This is a genomic window from Ekhidna sp., assembly GCF_039940915.1.
GTDB lineage: Bacteria > Bacteroidota > Bacteroidia > Cytophagales > Cyclobacteriaceae > Ekhidna.
This window is the reverse complement of sequence record NZ_JBDVFO010000003.1, coordinates 438,494-455,932: the sequence shown is the minus strand read 5'-3', so window position 1 is coordinate 455,932 and position 17,439 is coordinate 438,494. Positions and strand designations below refer to the sequence as shown.

General features: G+C 42.2%; 15 protein-coding genes. 5 read left to right on the top strand and 10 right to left on the bottom strand.

The features are described from left to right. Positions 1 to 54: 54 nt before the first annotated feature. A complete protein-coding gene (locus tag ABJF57_RS16955) occupies positions 55 to 1,662 on the top strand; it encodes a hypothetical protein (RefSeq protein WP_462232525.1) in 1,608 nt (535 codons plus the stop codon). 18 nt (positions 1,663 to 1,680) lie between these two features. Next, positions 1,681 to 2,346 (top strand): DUF2306 domain-containing protein, encoded by a 666-nt coding sequence (locus ABJF57_RS16950; RefSeq protein WP_462232524.1) that lies wholly within the window; start codon positions 1,681 to 1,683, stop codon positions 2,344 to 2,346. Between the two features lie 59 nt (positions 2,347 to 2,405). Here ABJF57_RS16950 and sov read toward each other — a convergent pair whose 3' ends face one another. The 5 genes from sov to ABJF57_RS16925 form a co-directional block, all read right to left on the bottom strand. After that, entirely contained in the window at positions 2,406 to 3,554 is a 1,149-nt protein-coding gene (sov, locus tag ABJF57_RS16945; RefSeq protein ID WP_462232523.1) for a T9SS outer membrane translocon Sov/SprA, read from the bottom strand. Positions 3,555 to 3,673: 119 nt separating this feature from the next. Further along, positions 3,674 to 5,443, bottom strand: a complete 1,770-nt coding sequence (locus ABJF57_RS16940) for a DUF4943 family protein (RefSeq protein ID WP_462232522.1) — start codon at positions 5,441 to 5,443, stop codon at positions 3,674 to 3,676. A 2-nt stretch (positions 5,444 to 5,445) separates the two neighbouring features. After that, entirely contained in the window at positions 5,446 to 6,948 is a 1,503-nt protein-coding gene (locus ABJF57_RS16935; protein WP_462232521.1) for a serine hydrolase domain-containing protein, read from the bottom strand. A gap of 87 nt (positions 6,949 to 7,035) precedes the next feature. Beyond that, entirely contained in the window at positions 7,036 to 7,908 is an 873-nt protein-coding gene (locus ABJF57_RS16930) for a LytTR family transcriptional regulator DNA-binding domain-containing protein (protein ID WP_462232520.1), read from the bottom strand. Between the two features lie 315 nt (positions 7,909 to 8,223). Next, a complete protein-coding gene (locus ABJF57_RS16925; RefSeq protein ID WP_462232519.1) occupies positions 8,224 to 8,388 on the bottom strand; it encodes a hypothetical protein in 165 nt (54 codons plus the stop codon). A 324-nt stretch (positions 8,389 to 8,712) separates the two neighbouring features. Between ABJF57_RS16925 and ABJF57_RS16920 the strand changes: the two genes are divergently transcribed. Continuing rightward, complete coding sequence (locus tag ABJF57_RS16920; protein ID WP_462232518.1) at positions 8,713 to 9,900, top strand: sensor histidine kinase; 1,188 nt, start codon at positions 8,713 to 8,715, stop codon at positions 9,898 to 9,900. Between the two features lie 18 nt (positions 9,901 to 9,918). On the opposite strand, the gene ABJF57_RS16915 is transcribed toward ABJF57_RS16920, so the two are convergent. The 5 genes from ABJF57_RS16915 to ABJF57_RS16895 all read right to left on the bottom strand — a co-directional run bounded on the left by ABJF57_RS16915 (position 9,919) and on the right by ABJF57_RS16895 (position 15,738). Continuing rightward, complete coding sequence (locus ABJF57_RS16915; RefSeq protein WP_462232517.1) at positions 9,919 to 10,809, bottom strand: DNA/RNA non-specific endonuclease; 891 nt, start codon at positions 10,807 to 10,809, stop codon at positions 9,919 to 9,921. 84 nt (positions 10,810 to 10,893) lie between these two features. Continuing rightward, positions 10,894 to 13,356: a YbcC family protein gene (locus ABJF57_RS16910; protein WP_462232516.1), complete on the bottom strand. Its 2,463-nt coding sequence runs from the start codon at positions 13,354 to 13,356 to the stop codon at positions 10,894 to 10,896. Positions 13,357 to 13,369: 13 nt separating this feature from the next. Then, positions 13,370 to 15,043: a proton-conducting transporter transmembrane domain-containing protein gene (locus ABJF57_RS16905; protein ID WP_462232515.1), complete on the bottom strand. Its 1,674-nt coding sequence runs from the start codon at positions 15,041 to 15,043 to the stop codon at positions 13,370 to 13,372. Between the two features lie 24 nt (positions 15,044 to 15,067). Continuing rightward, positions 15,068 to 15,310 (bottom strand): hypothetical protein, encoded by a 243-nt coding sequence (locus ABJF57_RS16900; protein ID WP_462232514.1) that lies wholly within the window; start codon positions 15,308 to 15,310, stop codon positions 15,068 to 15,070. A 53-nt stretch (positions 15,311 to 15,363) separates the two neighbouring features. Next, positions 15,364 to 15,738 (bottom strand): hypothetical protein, encoded by a 375-nt coding sequence (locus ABJF57_RS16895; RefSeq protein ID WP_462232513.1) that lies wholly within the window; start codon positions 15,736 to 15,738, stop codon positions 15,364 to 15,366. A gap of 95 nt (positions 15,739 to 15,833) precedes the next feature. Here ABJF57_RS16895 and ABJF57_RS16890 point away from each other — a divergent pair, with 95 nt between their 5' ends. Both ABJF57_RS16890 and ABJF57_RS16885 read left to right on the top strand, forming a co-directional pair. Further along, the gene (locus ABJF57_RS16890; RefSeq protein ID WP_462232512.1) at positions 15,834 to 16,745 is read left to right on the top strand and encodes a LysR substrate-binding domain-containing protein; all 912 of its coding nucleotides are present in this window, start codon (positions 15,834 to 15,836) and stop codon (positions 16,743 to 16,745) included. A 103-nt stretch (positions 16,746 to 16,848) separates the two neighbouring features. Beyond that, positions 16,849 to 17,439, top strand: a complete 591-nt coding sequence (locus ABJF57_RS16885) for a DUF6515 family protein (protein ID WP_462232511.1) — start codon at positions 16,849 to 16,851, stop codon at positions 17,437 to 17,439.

Sequence of the window (17,439 nt, the reverse complement as noted above, 5' to 3'; positions counted from 1 at the left end):
TTTTTAGGTGTGGTGAACTTGCAGAGGTAATCCATTTCCACCATAACATTCACCATGACAGCTAAAAATCACTTAAAGCAGGCGTTACATCCGTTTATCTATCTCATCATACCTGGCATTCTACTTGTCCTCACAGGATGTGAAGATGAGGAATGTCCAATGCCTGACGAAGAACTCCCAACCATCACCATCGAAGATGCCGAGCTTACCATTGCAGAGAATCCATTCAATGGGCTAGCACTTCTTACCATGACGGCTTCTATCACCAATGAAGAGCCACTGGAATTTTCTATCACATCCCAAAGTATCGCAGGTGCAATGCTCATTCACAGTACAACCGGCGAAATCACGGTGCTCGACTCTGCCAAATTCGATTATGAAATCAATCCGGAGCTGACTGCTTCGATAACGGCATCCAGCGGTGATGTCTCTGCCTCTGCTGATGTGAAGGTAGTGCTGACAGATATCGACGAAACCGTAGATCCACCCATTGACAATATTTGGAAACAAATTGGACAAGATATTGAAGGAGAAGCTGCAAGTGACCAATTCGGTTGGTCTACAAGCTTAAGTGCTGATGGGACAGTATTGGCAGTTGGTGCCAGGAATAACGATGGAAACGGTTCCAATTCCGGTCATGTTCGAGTCTTCAGAAACAATGGCGGAGTTTGGTCGCAAATCGGCAGTGACCTAGACGGAGAGGCTGCAGGCGATCTAGCAGGATGGGCGATAAGTTTAAGTGATGATGGTTCGATACTTGCTGTTGGCGCTCGCTTAAACGGTGGGTCTGGTATATTCGCTGGTCACGTTCGTGTCTACGAAAATGTCGCCGATAATTGGGTGCAGCTTGGCGAAGACATTGATGCTGACGCTGACAATGATCAGGTAGGTCAATCCGTAAGCATCAGCGGTGATGGTACACGAGTAGCCGTAGGAGGTCATTTTCATAAAGAGGTAGGTACAAAAAGAGGACAAGTTCGCGTTTTTGAAAACGTCTCTGGTACTTGGAGTCAAGTGGGAGAAGATATCGACGGTGAGGCCAATTTCGATGAGTCAGGTTGGTCAGTCAGCATTAATCAAGATGGATCAGTTGTCGCTGTAGGTGCTATAAGAAACGATGGAAATGGCCAGGATTCTGGTCATGTCAGGGTATTCAGCGATGAGTCCGGAGTGTGGAATCAAATCGGAGAAGACATTGACGGAGAGATGGAAAAGAATCAATTTGGCTATTCTGTAAGCCTAAGCGCTGATGGGTCCACCATTGCAATTGGAGCCCCACTCAATACCGTCAGTACCGATCACGAAGGGCATGTACGTGTATTTCGAAATCAAGCAAACGAATGGGTACAAATTGGCTCGGACATCGATGGCGAAACTGCAGGTGATCAGTCCGGTTATTCACTAAGCTTGAGCGCTGATGGGTCTTCAGTGGCCATTGGTTCATATTTTCATGCGAATAGGACTGGTCAAGTCAGGGTCTTCAAAAATGAATCAGACTCCTGGAATCAGGTTGGGCTCGATATAGCTGGCAAAATGGAGGGTGATGCTTTAGGAACTTCTGTAAGCCTAAGCGCCGATGGAAAGATTCTTGCTTGTGGAGCATCTATTGATGGCGGTGGTAGTGGCTATGTCCAGGTGTACGAATTGGATGAAGATATCTAATCGTATTAGATCGTATCGATGAAAAGCAGTGAGTCCAGCATGGGCAAAAAAATTATAAGAACCATTACAGCAGCTGGATGGGTCTTACTCATACTGTTGAGTGCATATTTTTTCTATGAAAGTGTAGTCCCTTACATAGTCGATGATTTAGCGCCAAGAAAAGCAAAGATTAAGCCTTTTCTAATTGCACATTTCGTAGGTGTATTTTGCACAATTTTTCTAGGACCTATCCAGTTTTGGCCTACTTTCAGAAAGAGGTATCTGCACCTTCACAGGTTGTTTGGCAAAGCCTACATCATCGGATCGCTGATTGGGGCTTTGATGGTTTTCTACCTTTTATTTAATGGCTACCCTCTCATGGGGGCTATTCCGTCACTATTCGTCTTGGCTTGTCTCTGGATTTTTGTATTGGTGGCCGCCTGGTATTGCATTAAAAAAATGGACATCAAAAATCATCAACATTTCATGATAAGGAGCTATGTCCTTGGGCTTGCATTCGTATTCATCAGGCTCTTAAACAGATTGGAAAGATTAGATTTCAATCCATTCTCCTTTATTCCTGATGCAGTCATGCGAGACACACTCTATGAGTGGATGTGTTGGATATTTCCGTTGCTAATTACGGAAATCGTCCTTGTTTGGTGGCCAGCAATCAGAAAGAATCAAGTATCCAGAACTCGCTGATAAGTACCGCAGAAAACTTCTAGTACGGTTACGCTGAAGTGGAGATGTATGAATAAAAGTTATCGCGGAAGCTGGCCAACGATCACGAATTTGTTTTTTGCACTTAATAGTTTAGCAATAGCCTGATTATTATTGTACAGTTCGTCGTATACATATTTATCAATTAAATGATCTTCTGTACCTTCTTGAAACCAAGATTTCAGATGACTGCCATATGGTTCCAAGACAGGAAAGATGATAATTCCCTCTTCCGAATCAATGGTCAATTGTTCAATAAAGTCGAATTGACCGTCTGGAATGAGTTCATTACTTTCTGAGAGTTGATCAAGCTTCGTTACTTCTATCAATGAAACATCGCTTAGTAATTGCCCTTCTGGCAGCGAGGAGAGATCTTGGCCTGTTACATCATTTCGGTAGATCACTTCCAATTCAAATCCATCACTGGAAATCCGATTTGTATTGAGACGATAGATGTTTTTCATCATCAAATCCCAGGTATTGGATTGTGTATCTATTCTATCTGGGCGTAACAGCTTGAGATAGATCACATCACCTTCAGCTCTATTGATATAATCCCACTCCATTTCGCCCACCTGATAAGGCACCCCGTTGAATGAGTATTTATATGATACGGCAAGTACTTCATCATCGGCCAATTTCCTCTTCAAGGATAAATAACCAAACGCTTCGCTGATGGTATATTCGGTCTCATCAAGCTTTCGCGCTTGTGCAATTTTCAAATAATCCTTGGATTTCTCGAAGCTTGGGAATGTCGCTTTTAGGTAATCCTCTGCAGATTCATAATCATATTGCGTGAGTTGACTAAATAAATCATTTGCTACATTGCTTGCCGGACTGCCCAATGGCTGATTTTCATTCGCTTCAATATCAATACTGTTAATTCTGCTAGCTTCTCCTAAGTCCGTCAACGCTATTACGTTTCGTGTATTGAGAGATTCTGTGGATCTCCTAAGTACATAGGCTTCCAAATGGCTAAAGTCTACCCCAGAAGTGACTTGCGGGATAGATTCAAGCCACCTTTCATAGTTATCTCTAAAAAAATGTCCAAGGAAAAAATGTCTGTTTTCATCATAATCAGACGCCAAAATCTCGAACTCACGCACAGGTCCGATTGACGTACTTATATCATCATCATTACAAGATGATACCGCTAAAAACAAAGTGACTAGAATGAGTGCCTTATTCATTTGAGTTCTCTTCTATTCAAAGTTAACAAATAACTGCAGAAGAGTACAGATCAAGCCTTTGGAGCTCGGCCTGATCAACAAGCGAACTTATAATCATTACTTATTTATGACCTTGTCCCCTATCTCCAAAGCCAATTCAACCCAGACTCCTGAAGCGGGTTCACCCTTTTCGACTTACTTCTACTCATATTTTGCGCATTTTTCCACCATGAATCAAAGGCTTCGTATGCGCTGACTAGTTTCTCATCAGAGTTTGTTGGGATGAATTCGTTGCGACCACCACGAGCTCTTGTCTTTTCGCGATCTTTTTCGTCTTGCAACAAAGGCATGGGTGAAACATACCATGCTTTGCGCACTCTTTTTCCTTCACTTTTGCGGATGGAGTCGATTAGCCACAGCGCAACGATTCCCGTATGGCAATCTTGTAGATAAAGCCGACTTAGAATATTCCTGGGAAATCGATCAATGACAATCTTGGAATCTGCTATTTCAAGTAGTTTCGGAATGTCTTCCCAACCTAGCGCTGGAGGATAGTCCGCTTTGTAGTTATTGTTCTCCAGATCCCTGATGAAACGATCTACGTCATCGATCTTTGCTTGTATTTTTTGATCTTTTTTCTGAAAAGAAGTACCAGTAGGTGCATTGCCTCTAACCACTTTTCCATCTGTTTCCTTAAACTGACCCTCCAGCGTTTTTTGTTCGCCAAGAGAAATTGCTATCCGAGGGTCAATTTCATGGGCATGTTCATCCTTCATTTGATCCCAAAAAACTTGATCATACTTTATGGTAAGTGGAAGCCTGAACTCATCTTTATATTTCTTTGGCTGTTCTGCTTTTGAAGTAAGGTTAAAAAACTTAACAGAGAAGTTATCATCATATACTCGATGGATGTATCCGGTGAGTCTTTCGATGTATTGGGTTTTGGTTCTGTGTTGAACTTCTGAAATCACAGGCCGCCCATCGAGGTTCTCAAAGTGGTACGTGTCGATAAATAGATATCGAAAGCGATTGTATTTTGAGCTATTGAATGGAGATCCTCCTACATATAATGACATCTGACTCGCATTGGATATATACTCAACTTTGCGCAAGCGACTTTGATCAATGTCTACGTAATAGTGAATCAGTCCCCCTGATTTTTGACGCCTCGTAATCACATACAATTTTTCTTCCCCTTCTTCCACAATATCAGTGATATCCAGATCCAGGCTGTCAAGCTGTTTAGCCATCAGAACCAAAGATGATTCAACAAAACTACCAAAGAAGTATCCAGCACTTGAGGTTCGAGTCCCTCCCCTTGGCTTCAAATACAAAAAAGTAGAATAGTCAATGGACCGGCGCTGCGCAATGGGTTCATACCCAATCAGGGGTCTATCATCGAGCATTCCTCTATAGTAAAAGTTGAAAGCAATTTCCTCGAACAACGTGTAATCTTCGCCTTGTTTTCTATCGAGTGTTATGATACCTAACCTGGAGTAATACTTGGCAGGATCGTTCTTTTCAACGATGGTTTTCAAGGCAGACCGCATGATATCTTGTGGGGCATAGATGGTCACACTTTCAAGTTCTATCACGTTCTCCTCAAGTGTAATAATCTTCCCAGGATTCGCAACTAGTTCTTCCACCTCAATTCCGTAGGTTTTGAATCCCACCAATGTGATTTGAAGTTGATCATTCGCATATTCTTCGGAGATGAAGTACTTAAAAAAACCTTCTGCATCCGTTGTTCCACCCATGTTTTTGTCTTTGATGTAGACATGGGCAAATGATGCAGGCTCTCCAGTAGATGTGACTACTTGACCAGCAAGCTTGATATGCGATTGTGAGGCACTCTCCGTACTTATCAGTAACGTACCTATCACCATTATGAATGTTGCAAGATTTTTCATTTTTAATTATTTGACCTTTCATTAATCTTTTTAAACTCCAATCCTGAGAAATCCAGGGAACTGATGTCATCTCCGATCTTCTGTGTATAGAAATCTATGGTACCAAATAGTTGATCCGCATCGCTGAAATAGAAGAAGCTATCGTCCCCTGTATAGTTCGTATTGAAAGTCAAATTCCCCATAGTGAATTTCACTGATGATTGTTCTGACTTAACTACTACCTCTCCTAACTCTTCGTTTAGGTATACACCTTCATATTCAGCTGCTTTCCTTGTGAATCTGTATATTTTATTGCCTTCATTAAGGATGCTGTCTCGAACAAACTGATACCTTTTCCATCGACTGGTTATCAGGTCTTTTCTATCGGAAATAAACGTTTCAAAATCTGAAATTTCCAAAAAGCAACCAAGAAGGAAATCTACAATGAGGTTCATGGCTGGACTTTCCTGATTCATGAGAATGGTAATCCCAAGATTCTCCTCTCTGGAAAGAAGACATAATGATCGGTAGCCGGGGTAACCACCTCCGTGCCAGGTAATTTCATATTCATTCCAATCTGCTTGATTCCAGCCCATTCCATATCCATAGCTATTCAGCGTGCCCCTCTTTTCGTAAAACCCGACCAGATCAGAGTGGATGTGATCAAGCGCCTCCTCGGATAGCAAGGCTTGTCCGTTATTGAGATGGAAATTCATCCATTTGTTCATGTCTCCTACCGTCGTAAGTATTCCACCCGCCGCATGCATGGTATCATCTTGCTTCAGGAAAGGGCCAACCTTCATAACTCCCTCTGAAAGCATGTGCGGTTTGGCTATTTCGTCCAAGGTAAAATCCGATATCCTTGCAGATGTTTTTGACATTTTCAAGGGCTCCAAGAGTCTGCTTTTCAACAATTGCTTCCAGTCATCTCCCAATTTTTGCTTAAAAATCAAAGCACCTATTATGTATCCAAGATTGGAATACCTGTATCCTTGTGATATGGGGTAACTCAGGTTTTCAAGATCCTTGTAAATTTCCGTTTCTGAAAAATTTCCTTTGTAAGCTGTTTTGATACCCACAGCGGGATTGCCAATTCCAGAAGTATGAGTAAACAGATCTTCGATGGTTTTGTCCTCAATGTTTATATCCTTTGGAAGTGTAAATCCTAAACTCTTTACCAGTGGATCATCGATGTTAACTTCTTCCGTTTCATCAAGCAAAACAGCAAGCGTTCCCATGAAAGATTTAGTAATGGAAGCGATATAGAAAGGGGTCTCTGCTGTAGCCGGGAGTTTCCTACTGACATCTCTATAGCCGAAAGCTTTCTCCATAACGATTTCCCCCTCTTTCACAATTCCGATTCCAATTGCACCACCTATCTCAAAGTCATTCATTGTTTGAGAAATAAACTCATCGATACGCTCGGACTCTGATGTTAAGCTCTTTTCATCCGTGTGAGCATTTTCTGATTTTGGGCTACATGAGGTCAGAATAAGTATTGTCAAGACTATCAAGAATCGTTTCATATTAATCAACAATTAGATGGCCAGTTTACGGCCATTCGGTAGAAGAGACCTTGAAAAAAATATGAAATAGGGTGAGCTGTACCTTTTTTATGGCTGAATTGTACCCACTTCGTGCTTAATCCACTTCCGAAAGGATGGAGCACCAAGGCGACTTATGCAATATGAAGTGGTAGAACCTTCCGTTCCTGAAAGACTTAATGCTATTTTTTTTCCATCTACAGATCGATATCCTTCGACCGCTTTTCTTGCTATCAGCAGCTGTCGATTTGCGCGGAAGAAGTCATAGTTACGAAGTTTCTTTTCCAGCTGAACTAACGTTAGGTCTGTTACATATTTTTCACCGGTAATGGTATAGAGGTAACTGATCTGATTTTTAACTGAAAAATAAGCGATTTGATTCAACTCAATAATCCGATAGCTGTTTCCACTTCTCACCTTTATATTGAACGGCTTAGTCGCAGCCTCTGATTTGCTCTGAATAACATCAAGAAAATTAACCAACAAGACTACAAGTATTTTGAATGGAACTTCAAGCACCCAGTAATCTTCATAAAGGGGCAAATCGTAGGCAAGATCCAGAAATAGATAATTCAATGATACATCGAGGGGAATCAACGTCAGCAACAAGGTCGCTCCCCGGATCAGGAGAAAGATCGGTTTGCTAAGCTTACTGAATTTGTTTTCGAAGAATCTAAAAATAAGAGAGGTCAGTATCCATAGAAAGGTGACCATAAATAGAATAAAACTAAAATCAGTTAAGTCTTCCTTAGGGCTTATGCTAGTGAAGAATCGATCCTGCTCACCGTAGATGTATAAAACCACAATCAAAGAAATGGCGAACAGGCCTTGTCGAAGAAAAGGTTTTTCTAAAGAAGTTTCCCGTTTTACATTGAGGAGAATAGCATAAAGAATTCCGATCAGCACTGAAGCGCTGCAAATTACCCATGAAATTTCTATCATTGATAGCAATTCAACTACGCTGGAGATTTGTAAATCGAACAGAAATCCTTCAACAGCAAATAGCACAAAGCTTAGAAGAAATACCAACAGCAAAAAATGCAGCAAGAACTGCAATTGATGCCTAAATTTTGAATTTGCATTATTTAAAACAAGGTAGCGTGCTGCATTGATCATATGGTGTGCAGGTCAGGTTTTTATGAAAGATGGTGGGATTGCATCAAAAGTTGCAAAATCCTGATTCGATTTCATCTTTTATTTTTCTCCTTTATCAGCTTAACAAGCAAGCCACACTTGAGGAGCGCGTAGAATTAAGGCTTATGTAACCAACTCGTCAATTTCAGCCAGCTTCACTTTCTCCACTTCGCCGCTTCGGTGATTCTCAAAGTCAAATTCAAGTTTATCAGCGTCATAGTTGTCACGATAAGATCCGCAAATAGCGACACCTGATAAAAGGTGGATCAAAATAAGTTGACCCTTCATTAATTTCAGGTTCAATAAATACGCTTCGTTCATTTGGCAATGATACCTATAGGTATCCTTCCTAGCTTACTTATTCGTCCATCCAACAGTTAAAGGAGTTCAAACACATCAATTACAAGTTGAGAAATATTCCGCCTGTTGCATTCTCTCAACCAACCATTCCATTAGCTGCAGATATCGCAATTAAAACCGACGTAAGGTAAATCTCGCGACACTTTGGATTTTATACGTAGTGACCAGGCAGCCTTCCACGATCCTCTTCCGTTATGGGTGCAGTTGACAAAGCTTATGGACACCTCACCATTCACGTAACCATCCATTAAAATGATTCATGCAGAAAACCCAATCAATGAAATAGAGCGTCTTGAAGCTCTGGTCAGATACGACATTCTAGATACAGATCCTGAGAAAGAATATGATGACATTGCCAGGATAGCAGCGCATGTGTGCAACATGCCTGTAGCAATGGTGAGTTTTATTGATGAGACTAGAAAATGGTATAAAGCAACTTTTGGCATTGCCTCGAAAGAAATGGCGAGAGAAATCGCAGTATGCTCTCATACCATAGTATATGACGAAGAAATCATGGTTGTAGAAGATGCACGAAAAGATGTCCGTTTTATTGATAGCCCAGCCACTCAGGGTTCTACACCTACGATATTCTATGCTGGAGTGAAACTAGTAGATTCTGAAGGGTTTGTTTTGGGCACTATCTGTGTCGTTGATCACAAGCCAAACACAATAAATGATCGTCAATCTGAAATACTCCATTCTTTGGGAAATCAGGTAATCAAGCTACTTGAGCACCGCAGGAACAACATCTTGCTCAACAAAATCAAGCAGCACGTGAAAATGCAATATGAAGAGCTGGAGAAGTTTACATATGCGGTGGCGCATGACATTAACTCCCCGATAAATTCAATCATCTCCCTGGCTCAGCTATTGGAGAGTCAACCACACATCGATACAGAAACAAGATCATTCGCATCAAAAATGATCGATTCTGGGTATAAGTTGACGGACTATGTGAGTAGCATTTTGGACTACTACAAAAGCGACAAGTTATCTACGCACAAGAAAGAGGAAGTATCGGTACATTCATCGCTGAAGAAAATTCTGGCATTAATAGACCCACAGGATAGTTGCGAGTTTCGATTGTTGAAAGAGGACGTTACCATTCATGTGCGTGTTGCAGCATTAGATCAAATTCTCATCAATCTGATAAAAAATGCCATCACACATTGTGATAAGAAAAAAACGTTCATAGAGGTAGATTTTAATGAAAGCGACTCTTTTTACACATTTTCTATTCAAGACAATGGGCCAGGCATCGACTTAAATGATCAGGAAAAAATATTCGGTTTCATGGAAACACTGCAACATAGGAATACAAGCGGAAGCGGGATTGGGCTTGCCCTTGTAAAGAAGATTGTTGAGAAAGAGGGCGGAACTGTCTCTGTAGCATCAACCCCTGGGAAGGGGTGCACTTTCCACTTCACCTTAAGAAAGTAATGCAACTGGTTGAAATCCCTACCAACTCCTAATCAAGGTCTTTTTCTTATTTGCTGACAAGGATTCATTTTGCGTTTCCATTTCATCAATATCGGCATTGCTCATAAAATCCAGCCCAGTGAGTTTCTCTATGCGATCCACACTGGTGACGAACTCGGAGTATTCGTCTTTATCTGAAGGGATAACATTGGGGATTAAGAAGGCAAGAGCTTCCGGAACACCGTTTACCTCTTTGATGACGATTTTATAAAGCGCATCAGGAACAGCGGCCTTCACCTCTCCTTCCTGTCCTAACCAAACTGCTGGTTTCTTGCCAAAGAATACGGGTCCACAAACCACCCATACACTACCATGCTTTTCTGCCCATTCGACGGTTTTGTATTCCAACGCCAACCAAATGCCGCGGTTTTGCCACTGAAGTTGAGGCACGGCATTTAAGGTGGTGTGTGTATTGTACTCTGCATCGAGACTGACTCTACCCGCGATCTTTTTCATGCATAAATGCCCCCTAACATAGCGATAGTCATCTTTAACCTCCTTCATGGATCTAACACCAGAGACCGCATACGTGGCGTCATTGGGTACAAAACCATCCTTATTTCCTTGCTTATCTGTCAGCCACCTAGAGGGTCTATTGCCGCTTTCCGTCTGATTTGGGACGCTTTTAATTTCATAAGAAACCCACTCAGGAATACCCCATGACTCCCCTTTACCGTCACCATCATTGTCGTCGTTGCTATCAAAGGAACTCGTAAAGGCTCCAAATTCATAGACAAGATCTGAAGGTGAGGTTTCCCATTTGGAATGATTGTAGTTGGGGTCTAGCTTGATGGGCTTGTAACCATTGCCTGGTTGAGAAAACAAAATGGTACTTATGCAGAAGAACAGGCCTGTGCTCAAAGCTTTCATGGTGGAGTAAAATTGGTTCAGTTATAAATTTAATAAATAACTGATTACTCCACCCTTGACCAGGCTAACTACTGCATCGTATACTTAAATCACTTCCCATTCCAAGTCTCCAATGTACTTATAAGAGACTTTGCCTTCTTTGTTCATGGCATAGAGAAATATCCACTGATTATCTACCAGATTACGAATCGAATCATGTTTTTCAAGTATTCTGCTCATCTCATCTACCGGAGCTTCGATGATGACGTTTAGGCGCTGAGGTTCATGTTGAAATTGCTGTCCGTCATGTACCGACTGCAACGGAAGACCTACGCGCAGATCACCTGCAAATCCTTCCAGCACTCCAAGCCCACCCACAACATTGTGTAGTGTTTTATTGCCTGACCCAAATTGCTTATTGTCAACCGTGGAAGCATAATACTGCAAGTTGATCCATGAAGTAACCACCATTGGAGCAGTCATGATCAGCTCGAGTACCCCAAACCCCTTGTCATTCTTCCAAGAGTAACTATGCATAAATGCTTTGCCTCCCAGGTTCAGGTTTTCGGTTCGTTCACGCGGTGCTACGATAAAAGATGAGCATCCGGCCAGTCCCCATTCGGGGCGTACTTGTGACCAATCCTTGCTTCGGCTGATCACTTGTTTATTGATATCCTTTCCATGCACATTCATGCGAGAAGCACGCTCATGACGGCTCGCTTCTCCAGCGATGTTTATTGCATGGTTCAATTTTGTTAAGTTTTTCTGATGCCAGGAAGACAATCGATCAGTGTTGAACGTCGTGATAGCATCTGTGGTCGTGTCATGCAGAGCTGCCACAAAAATTGTCGAATTCGGAATCTCTATCCCTTGCTTGGTTAGCTCTTTCCTTACATAGGAATCATTGAAGATAGCAGCTGCCACTTTAGCATTTGCTTCACCTGAGTGCCCGCCACAAGCTCCACAATCCAGCCCAGTGGCATGAGGATTATTGGTTGTGGATGCACCATGACCTACAAGAAGGACAATGGGCGCAAAATTCTCCGTCAACGACATCCCTCTCAAGGCAGCAGCAGCCATATTCACACGTTCATCACGCGGGATTCCTGTTTGCTCTTTTACCAATGGGTTATAATCCAGTTCTATGACTTTATCAAGGTTTTGTCTTTTCGACAGTCCGGATTGGTTGGGTTGGGACACCGGTCTTGTCAAGCCAAAAGAATCTGTTAGAAGCTTCGGCAAAAAGAAGATACCCAGTGGACTTACAAAGCTAAAGCAGCTGATAGCGCCAGATTTGAATGCCTTCAACGATTTATTTAAGTGTGCGCGTAATTTTCGCCCTTTGATCGCCTTGCTATCTGCCTTCGGATCTGATAGCTGCTCTTTTATGGTATGTGAGGTCGTTAACAGTACTGGACACTGATCAGTGCCTGTTTCATATGCCATCGATTTATGCTTGATTGGGAATCCAAAAAAGCCTGCAAACCCAAATGTTTCAATGTCGCTAAGCGCTGCCTCAAGGTTCCTGCGGATAACTTCAGATCGTACATCGATGCAAAAAACTGCCTGTACTTGAGGGTTCTTATCTCGGGTTTGTCCCTTTTCAGCATTGTTGATGGAAGTAATGATTTTGCGTTGATTGGCGAGATCAAAAGCTTTCTGTAAAATGAGTTTTCTAGACAGTGACTCATTCAATAATCCCGTAGCAATCATTCCCATCGCTTCAGATTTTGCATGCCGCCAATGAAGCGTCAGGTCATTGTAGGGTAATAACTCCTTTAAGCTCATTTCCCATGCAAGCAGTATGGCCAAAAATTCTTCAAGCACATTGCTTTCTTTACCCTTCAATCCTGCATCCCAGTCGATGCGCGAAGCATATCCTGCCCACCCATTCATTTTCATCAACAAGCTGCTGAGGTAGTAGTCCAGCATATTTTCAGGCAGATCCAGCGTTTTCAATGCCTGATCTGCAGCCAGCAGATGATCATCCGGAAGATTTTTTACAAACGTCCGAAACCCCTTGAGGCCCATTGCTTCCGGGCTAAAGTCCACTTCAGACTCTTTCTTCCAAGCACTAAATAGAGAACCGGATGTTTTTGTAGTTTTCCATGTCGCCTGATTTTCGTCAAAGTAAGCAGATGCCCACAGTGAAATACGATCCACCATGAATCTGCGCCATTTCTTCCCATTGATATTGCTAGCTACATCCACCAAGGTTAAGACCTGAGGAAATCGGGTCGACTCCTGATCTGTATAGAGCTGCTCAATAAACATATCCACGTCTATAGGTATATCAAGCGCATTATCCTTCAACACTTCAGATATATCTTCTTTAGATAAGCGTCCATTCTCCAATGCTTCCAGGTAGAATGCCACAGGTAGAGTCGCTTCAGCACCGGCACTTTTATTTAAAAAGTCCATGGCTCGATCAAAATTCATGTCAGACAATCCCAAGTATGGATTGACCGCTACAAAATTTTCCAATGACCAGAGTGGCGCAATAGACCGGGTTCCTTTTTTGAGAAGTTTCCTAACTTCTGATCGGATGGATGTTTCTTGAGTTATCACTGGTTCTAATTTTTTAATTGTTGAGTAGTAATTCTGCTCTGGGGGTTTTGATTTGCTCCGTTGATGTGCCAGCACCAGAAGGTGACTGTTCTTTCACCGTAAGGTTGACCCATTTGAACTTTTCATTCTTTAGCGACCCAATCATGCGATCAAAAATCACATTTACGTAGAAGCCGTTTCTTAAATGAATACCCAAGCGAAATCCAAAATCGGTGGCCTTTAAGCGTGGTGCGAATAACTGCATGAGAATAACCACCCCATAGCAGGCGAGTAGTCCCATGATCGTCCATCGCACCAGAAAATCTGGTTGCCTAAGCTCGGGTATTTGCGAGGTAAGCAGGACGCGTGTCCCATGTTCCAGTGTGAAAAATGAGGTTGATACCAGCAGCGCCATACCCATGGCTAGAAGCATCGATTTTACCCTTCCATGAGAGTCTACTGTGGCCACCAACATCTGACTTAGACCCATCACGATGATAAGCCCGATCGCCATGAGACTGAAGTTTTGATTCGGATGTATGCCAGTTAAGAAGCAGAAAAAGAAGTACATACCGAGTGCCAGCGATATACTTAAGGTGACACGAAGGATACTACCCTTGCGTTTAGGGAGCTTGATTTTTCGAGACCTCACTACATCAATGACACTCCCTGAAGATAAGAATGCATGCGCTTTGTAAAATGAATGAGCTACCACATGCAAAATGGCGGCTGTGTAGACACCAAACCCACATATCAGCAATGAAAATCCCATGTGGGCAACACTGGAATAGCCAAGTGCTACCTTCACTGAAGGCTGGGTAAGGAAAATAACGGAGGCCAATAGTGCGGTTAACCCACCGATCACGATAAGCATCATTGAGGCAGTGGAGGATTCAATCATCAGGAAACTCATACGCACCATCAAAAATGGTCCAGCATTGAGTAACCCGGCATGGAGCAATGCTGAAACAGGCGTTGGCGTTTCAACCACCTCAATCAACCACCCATGTGTTGGGAATTGTGCTGATTTAAGTGCAGCAGCAATCACAAGCAAGCCCGTGGCCCAGTTTAACAATCCATCCATGACAAAGTCTGGATGTTGAGTTGTGCTAAAGATGGCCTCCAGATCACCCGTTCCCATGGAAAGGTAGATGCATATGATAGCTGCTAATAAGCTGGCATCTCCAAGTCGAGCCACAATGAATTTCTTTCGTGCAGCCGCGACAGCCTGCGGTCTGTTTCGATAAAAAATCAGCAGAGAATGCAAGCACATGCTGGTAACTACCCAGAAAAAGAAAATCTGAAATACATTTCCAGAGAGAATCAGCAACTCTACAGAAGCAATGGTTATCGCCAACCGACTAAAGAAGGCTCCCTTTCTCTTTTCGCCTTCCAGGTAATTTGAACTGAACCTGAGTATGACAAAGCCAAGAATGGAAATCATCACAAACATGGATACACTTAGTACATCCAACCTTAGGGCAAACCCGAGTTCATTCCAACCTAGCACTGCTGATTGCAAAGTGCCGTATCGGAATACCAGCACCGAGCTTATCAGTGCAATGAGTATCCCCACCAGACCAATGACCTCCTCACGCACCTTAAACACCCTGGATTTTTGCGGGGTGTTCATCGAAAGGAATCCCGCATATATCAATAACAGAAAAGGAGCGATGAGTGGAATAAGACTTAGCATAGTTGCTTGCATTTTCATTTGATTTTATTGAGATGCTTATGCACTGGCCATTTTTTTAGGAGTGTAGGCAGGAGGTTGTTTCTGATATCCAGCCACAGCAAATGCAATTAAAAAGGCACCAACTGTGAACAAACCCGCCAAAGCCCCATTTACGAACCCTGCTTCAATCCAGAGCGATGAAGTACTTACTTCCATAGTCGTAGAAAGGAAACCGCCAATTTTGGCACCAAATGCGCCTCCCGCGACAGCACCAATGAGAAGAAATCTTAAGTTTTTCATTTTTTTACGTTTAAGTTTTGTTTTTGAAAAAGCTAGAGAATGCTGACAGCAGACTAGTCTGTGATTTCAACTTTTAGCGTCCGCGTATAGGTAATGTTCTTGCCAAGCTCTTCGGCTTTTAGTAAAAAACTGTGAAGAGTCATTTGTGAAAGACCCTCAACCATAAGCTCATCATCTGCAGTCCATCTGGATTTAAGAGCATCCAACTCACCCTTATTCTCAACAGTCTCCTTGAAGAGCTCTTGAAGTGGGGGTGTAGCATCTCTTTTTATTTTCTTAAGCTCTTCGGACATGGAGCTGACTTGCGTGTTGATCGTTTGAGTAACCAAGGTCATTTCGTCATTTTTTCCACTGACTTTTGGACGCTCTACAGCAGGTGTTTCAACTGGAGTATCGCTTACTGGAATAGATTTCATTAAAAGTGACATATCGAATAAATTTTTAAAATTAATACTGCAATAGTAGTGGTGGTTATTCATTAATTTTTATTTAATTTTATTATGAAATACATAAACATTAGTATATGCATTATACACTTCATCAGTTAAAAATATTTCTTAAGGTGTCTGATTTTCAGAGTATTACGAAAGCAGCAGAAGAACTCCATTTAACTCAGCCAGCCATCTCAATTCAACTAAAAAAATTGCAAGAGCAGTTTGAATTACCTTTAACAGAGGTGATCGGAAGGCAACTTTATGTGACAGATTTTGGAAGGGAAATCGCAATCAGGAGTCGTCGAATCCTGGAAGAAGCTGACGGAATCAGGTACACCATCGACCAGTACAAAGGCCTTCTCACAGGTAAAATAAAAATCTCCGTGGTGTCCACAGCCAAGTATGTGATTCCTTATTTCTTGAAAGACTTCATGGATCGCTATCCGAGTGTGGAAATATCCATTGACGTATCTAACAAGAATAAGGTAATGGAAGGCTTGCACAAAAATGAAAGTGACTTCTCTTTGGTCTCAGTGGTACCAGATAATTTAGATGTGTGCAAAGTAGAGTTGATGGAAAATCAGCTGAACCTGGTGGGGAGTGTTGAGTATGAAGGAAAAATTAAGAAGCCTAAGGATTTAGAAAAAGTAACCCTACTGTTTCGAGAAGAAGGATCAGCTACTCGAAATGCAATGGAAAATTATTTGGAAAGTAAAAACATCAAAGTTGGTAAATCCATGGAGTTGGTTTCCAACGAAGCGGTGAAGCAGGCCATTAATGCTGGACTGGGTGTTTCTATCGTTCCGCTTATAGGTTTAAGAACAGCACTTGCCCGAGAAGATATCACGCTTTATCCGCTAAGCGGCTTGCCGATGACCACACGCTGGAATTTGATCTACAATAAGGGCAAAGCTTTGACTCCTGCGCAGGGCGAGCTTATCAAATACATGGAGGATAATAAAGAGCGATTGGTTGAAAAACACTTCAGTTGGGCAAAATAATTGGGTGCTGCTTGCCACGCTCTCAAAAGAAGGGATCAACCAAAGCTAACCCGTCAATTAAACCTTCGCGCATTACAGCTGTCTTAGTAGAAAATGTAATGCTATGAAACGAATTTATATATTGTTTTTTCTTGCCGCGCTAATGGCAACTCCTGCTATACTACCAAGTGCTGAGGCGCAAAAAGTAAAAAAAGAAAGAGTTAAAAAAAAGAAAAGGACAAAACGCAAAATTCGCAAGCGTGTCAGAAGAAATGCTCACGCTCGATACGCATCGTTACCCAGATATGGGGCAATTGTGACCGTAGCTCCAAAAGGAGCCATCATCGTTCACAAATCCAATATGGTCTATCATTATCACAAAGGGCTATTCTATCGATCTACAGGGGATAGATACATGGTGGTTAGACCAGCAACTGGCATACGACTAAAAGCACTCCCTACAAGACACGTGAGAGTTGTTATTCCAAACGGCACTTATTACTACTATTACGGCACCTATTACCAACAGATCGGATCTGATTATGAAGTAGTTGATGCGCCATCAGGTGCCATGGTAGATGGTCTCCCAGAGGGATATACTGTAGAAGAGGTAGACGGCATAGAATACTATGTGTGGAATGATGTCTACTATCAAGAAATAGACACTGACCAGTTTGAGTCTGGCACTGGTTATAAAGCAATACGTATAGGTTAG

Coding starts and splice junctions, on each gene's coding strand:
- ABJF57_RS16955 (WP_462232525.1), top strand. CDS start 55: ATGACAGCTAAAAATCACTTAAAGCAGGCGTTACATCCGTTTATCTAT.
- ABJF57_RS16950 (WP_462232524.1), top strand. CDS start 1,681: ATGAAAAGCAGTGAGTCCAGCATGGGCAAAAAAATTATAAGAACCATT.
- sov (WP_462232523.1), bottom strand. CDS start 3,554: ATGAATAAGGCACTCATTCTAGTCACTTTGTTTTTAGCGGTATCATCT.
- ABJF57_RS16940 (WP_462232522.1), bottom strand. CDS start 5,443: ATGAAAAATCTTGCAACATTCATAATGGTGATAGGTACGTTACTGATA.
- ABJF57_RS16935 (WP_462232521.1), bottom strand. CDS start 6,948: ATGAAACGATTCTTGATAGTCTTGACAATACTTATTCTGACCTCATGT.
- ABJF57_RS16930 (WP_462232520.1), bottom strand. CDS start 7,908: ATGATAGAAATTTCATGGGTAATTTGCAGCGCTTCAGTGCTGATCGGA.
- ABJF57_RS16925 (WP_462232519.1), bottom strand. CDS start 8,388: ATGAAGGGTCAACTTATTTTGATCCACCTTTTATCAGGTGTCGCTATT.
- ABJF57_RS16920 (WP_462232518.1), top strand. CDS start 8,713: ATGATTCATGCAGAAAACCCAATCAATGAAATAGAGCGTCTTGAAGCT.
- ABJF57_RS16915 (WP_462232517.1), bottom strand. CDS start 10,809: ATGAAAGCTTTGAGCACAGGCCTGTTCTTCTGCATAAGTACCATTTTG.
- ABJF57_RS16905 (WP_462232515.1), bottom strand. CDS start 15,043: ATGCAAGCAACTATGCTAAGTCTTATTCCACTCATCGCTCCTTTTCTG.
- ABJF57_RS16900 (WP_462232514.1), bottom strand. CDS start 15,310: ATGAAAAACTTAAGATTTCTTCTCATTGGTGCTGTCGCGGGAGGCGCA.
- ABJF57_RS16895 (WP_462232513.1), bottom strand. CDS start 15,738: ATGTCACTTTTAATGAAATCTATTCCAGTAAGCGATACTCCAGTTGAA.
- ABJF57_RS16890 (WP_462232512.1), top strand. CDS start 15,834: ATGCATTATACACTTCATCAGTTAAAAATATTTCTTAAGGTGTCTGAT.
- ABJF57_RS16885 (WP_462232511.1), top strand. CDS start 16,849: ATGAAACGAATTTATATATTGTTTTTTCTTGCCGCGCTAATGGCAACT.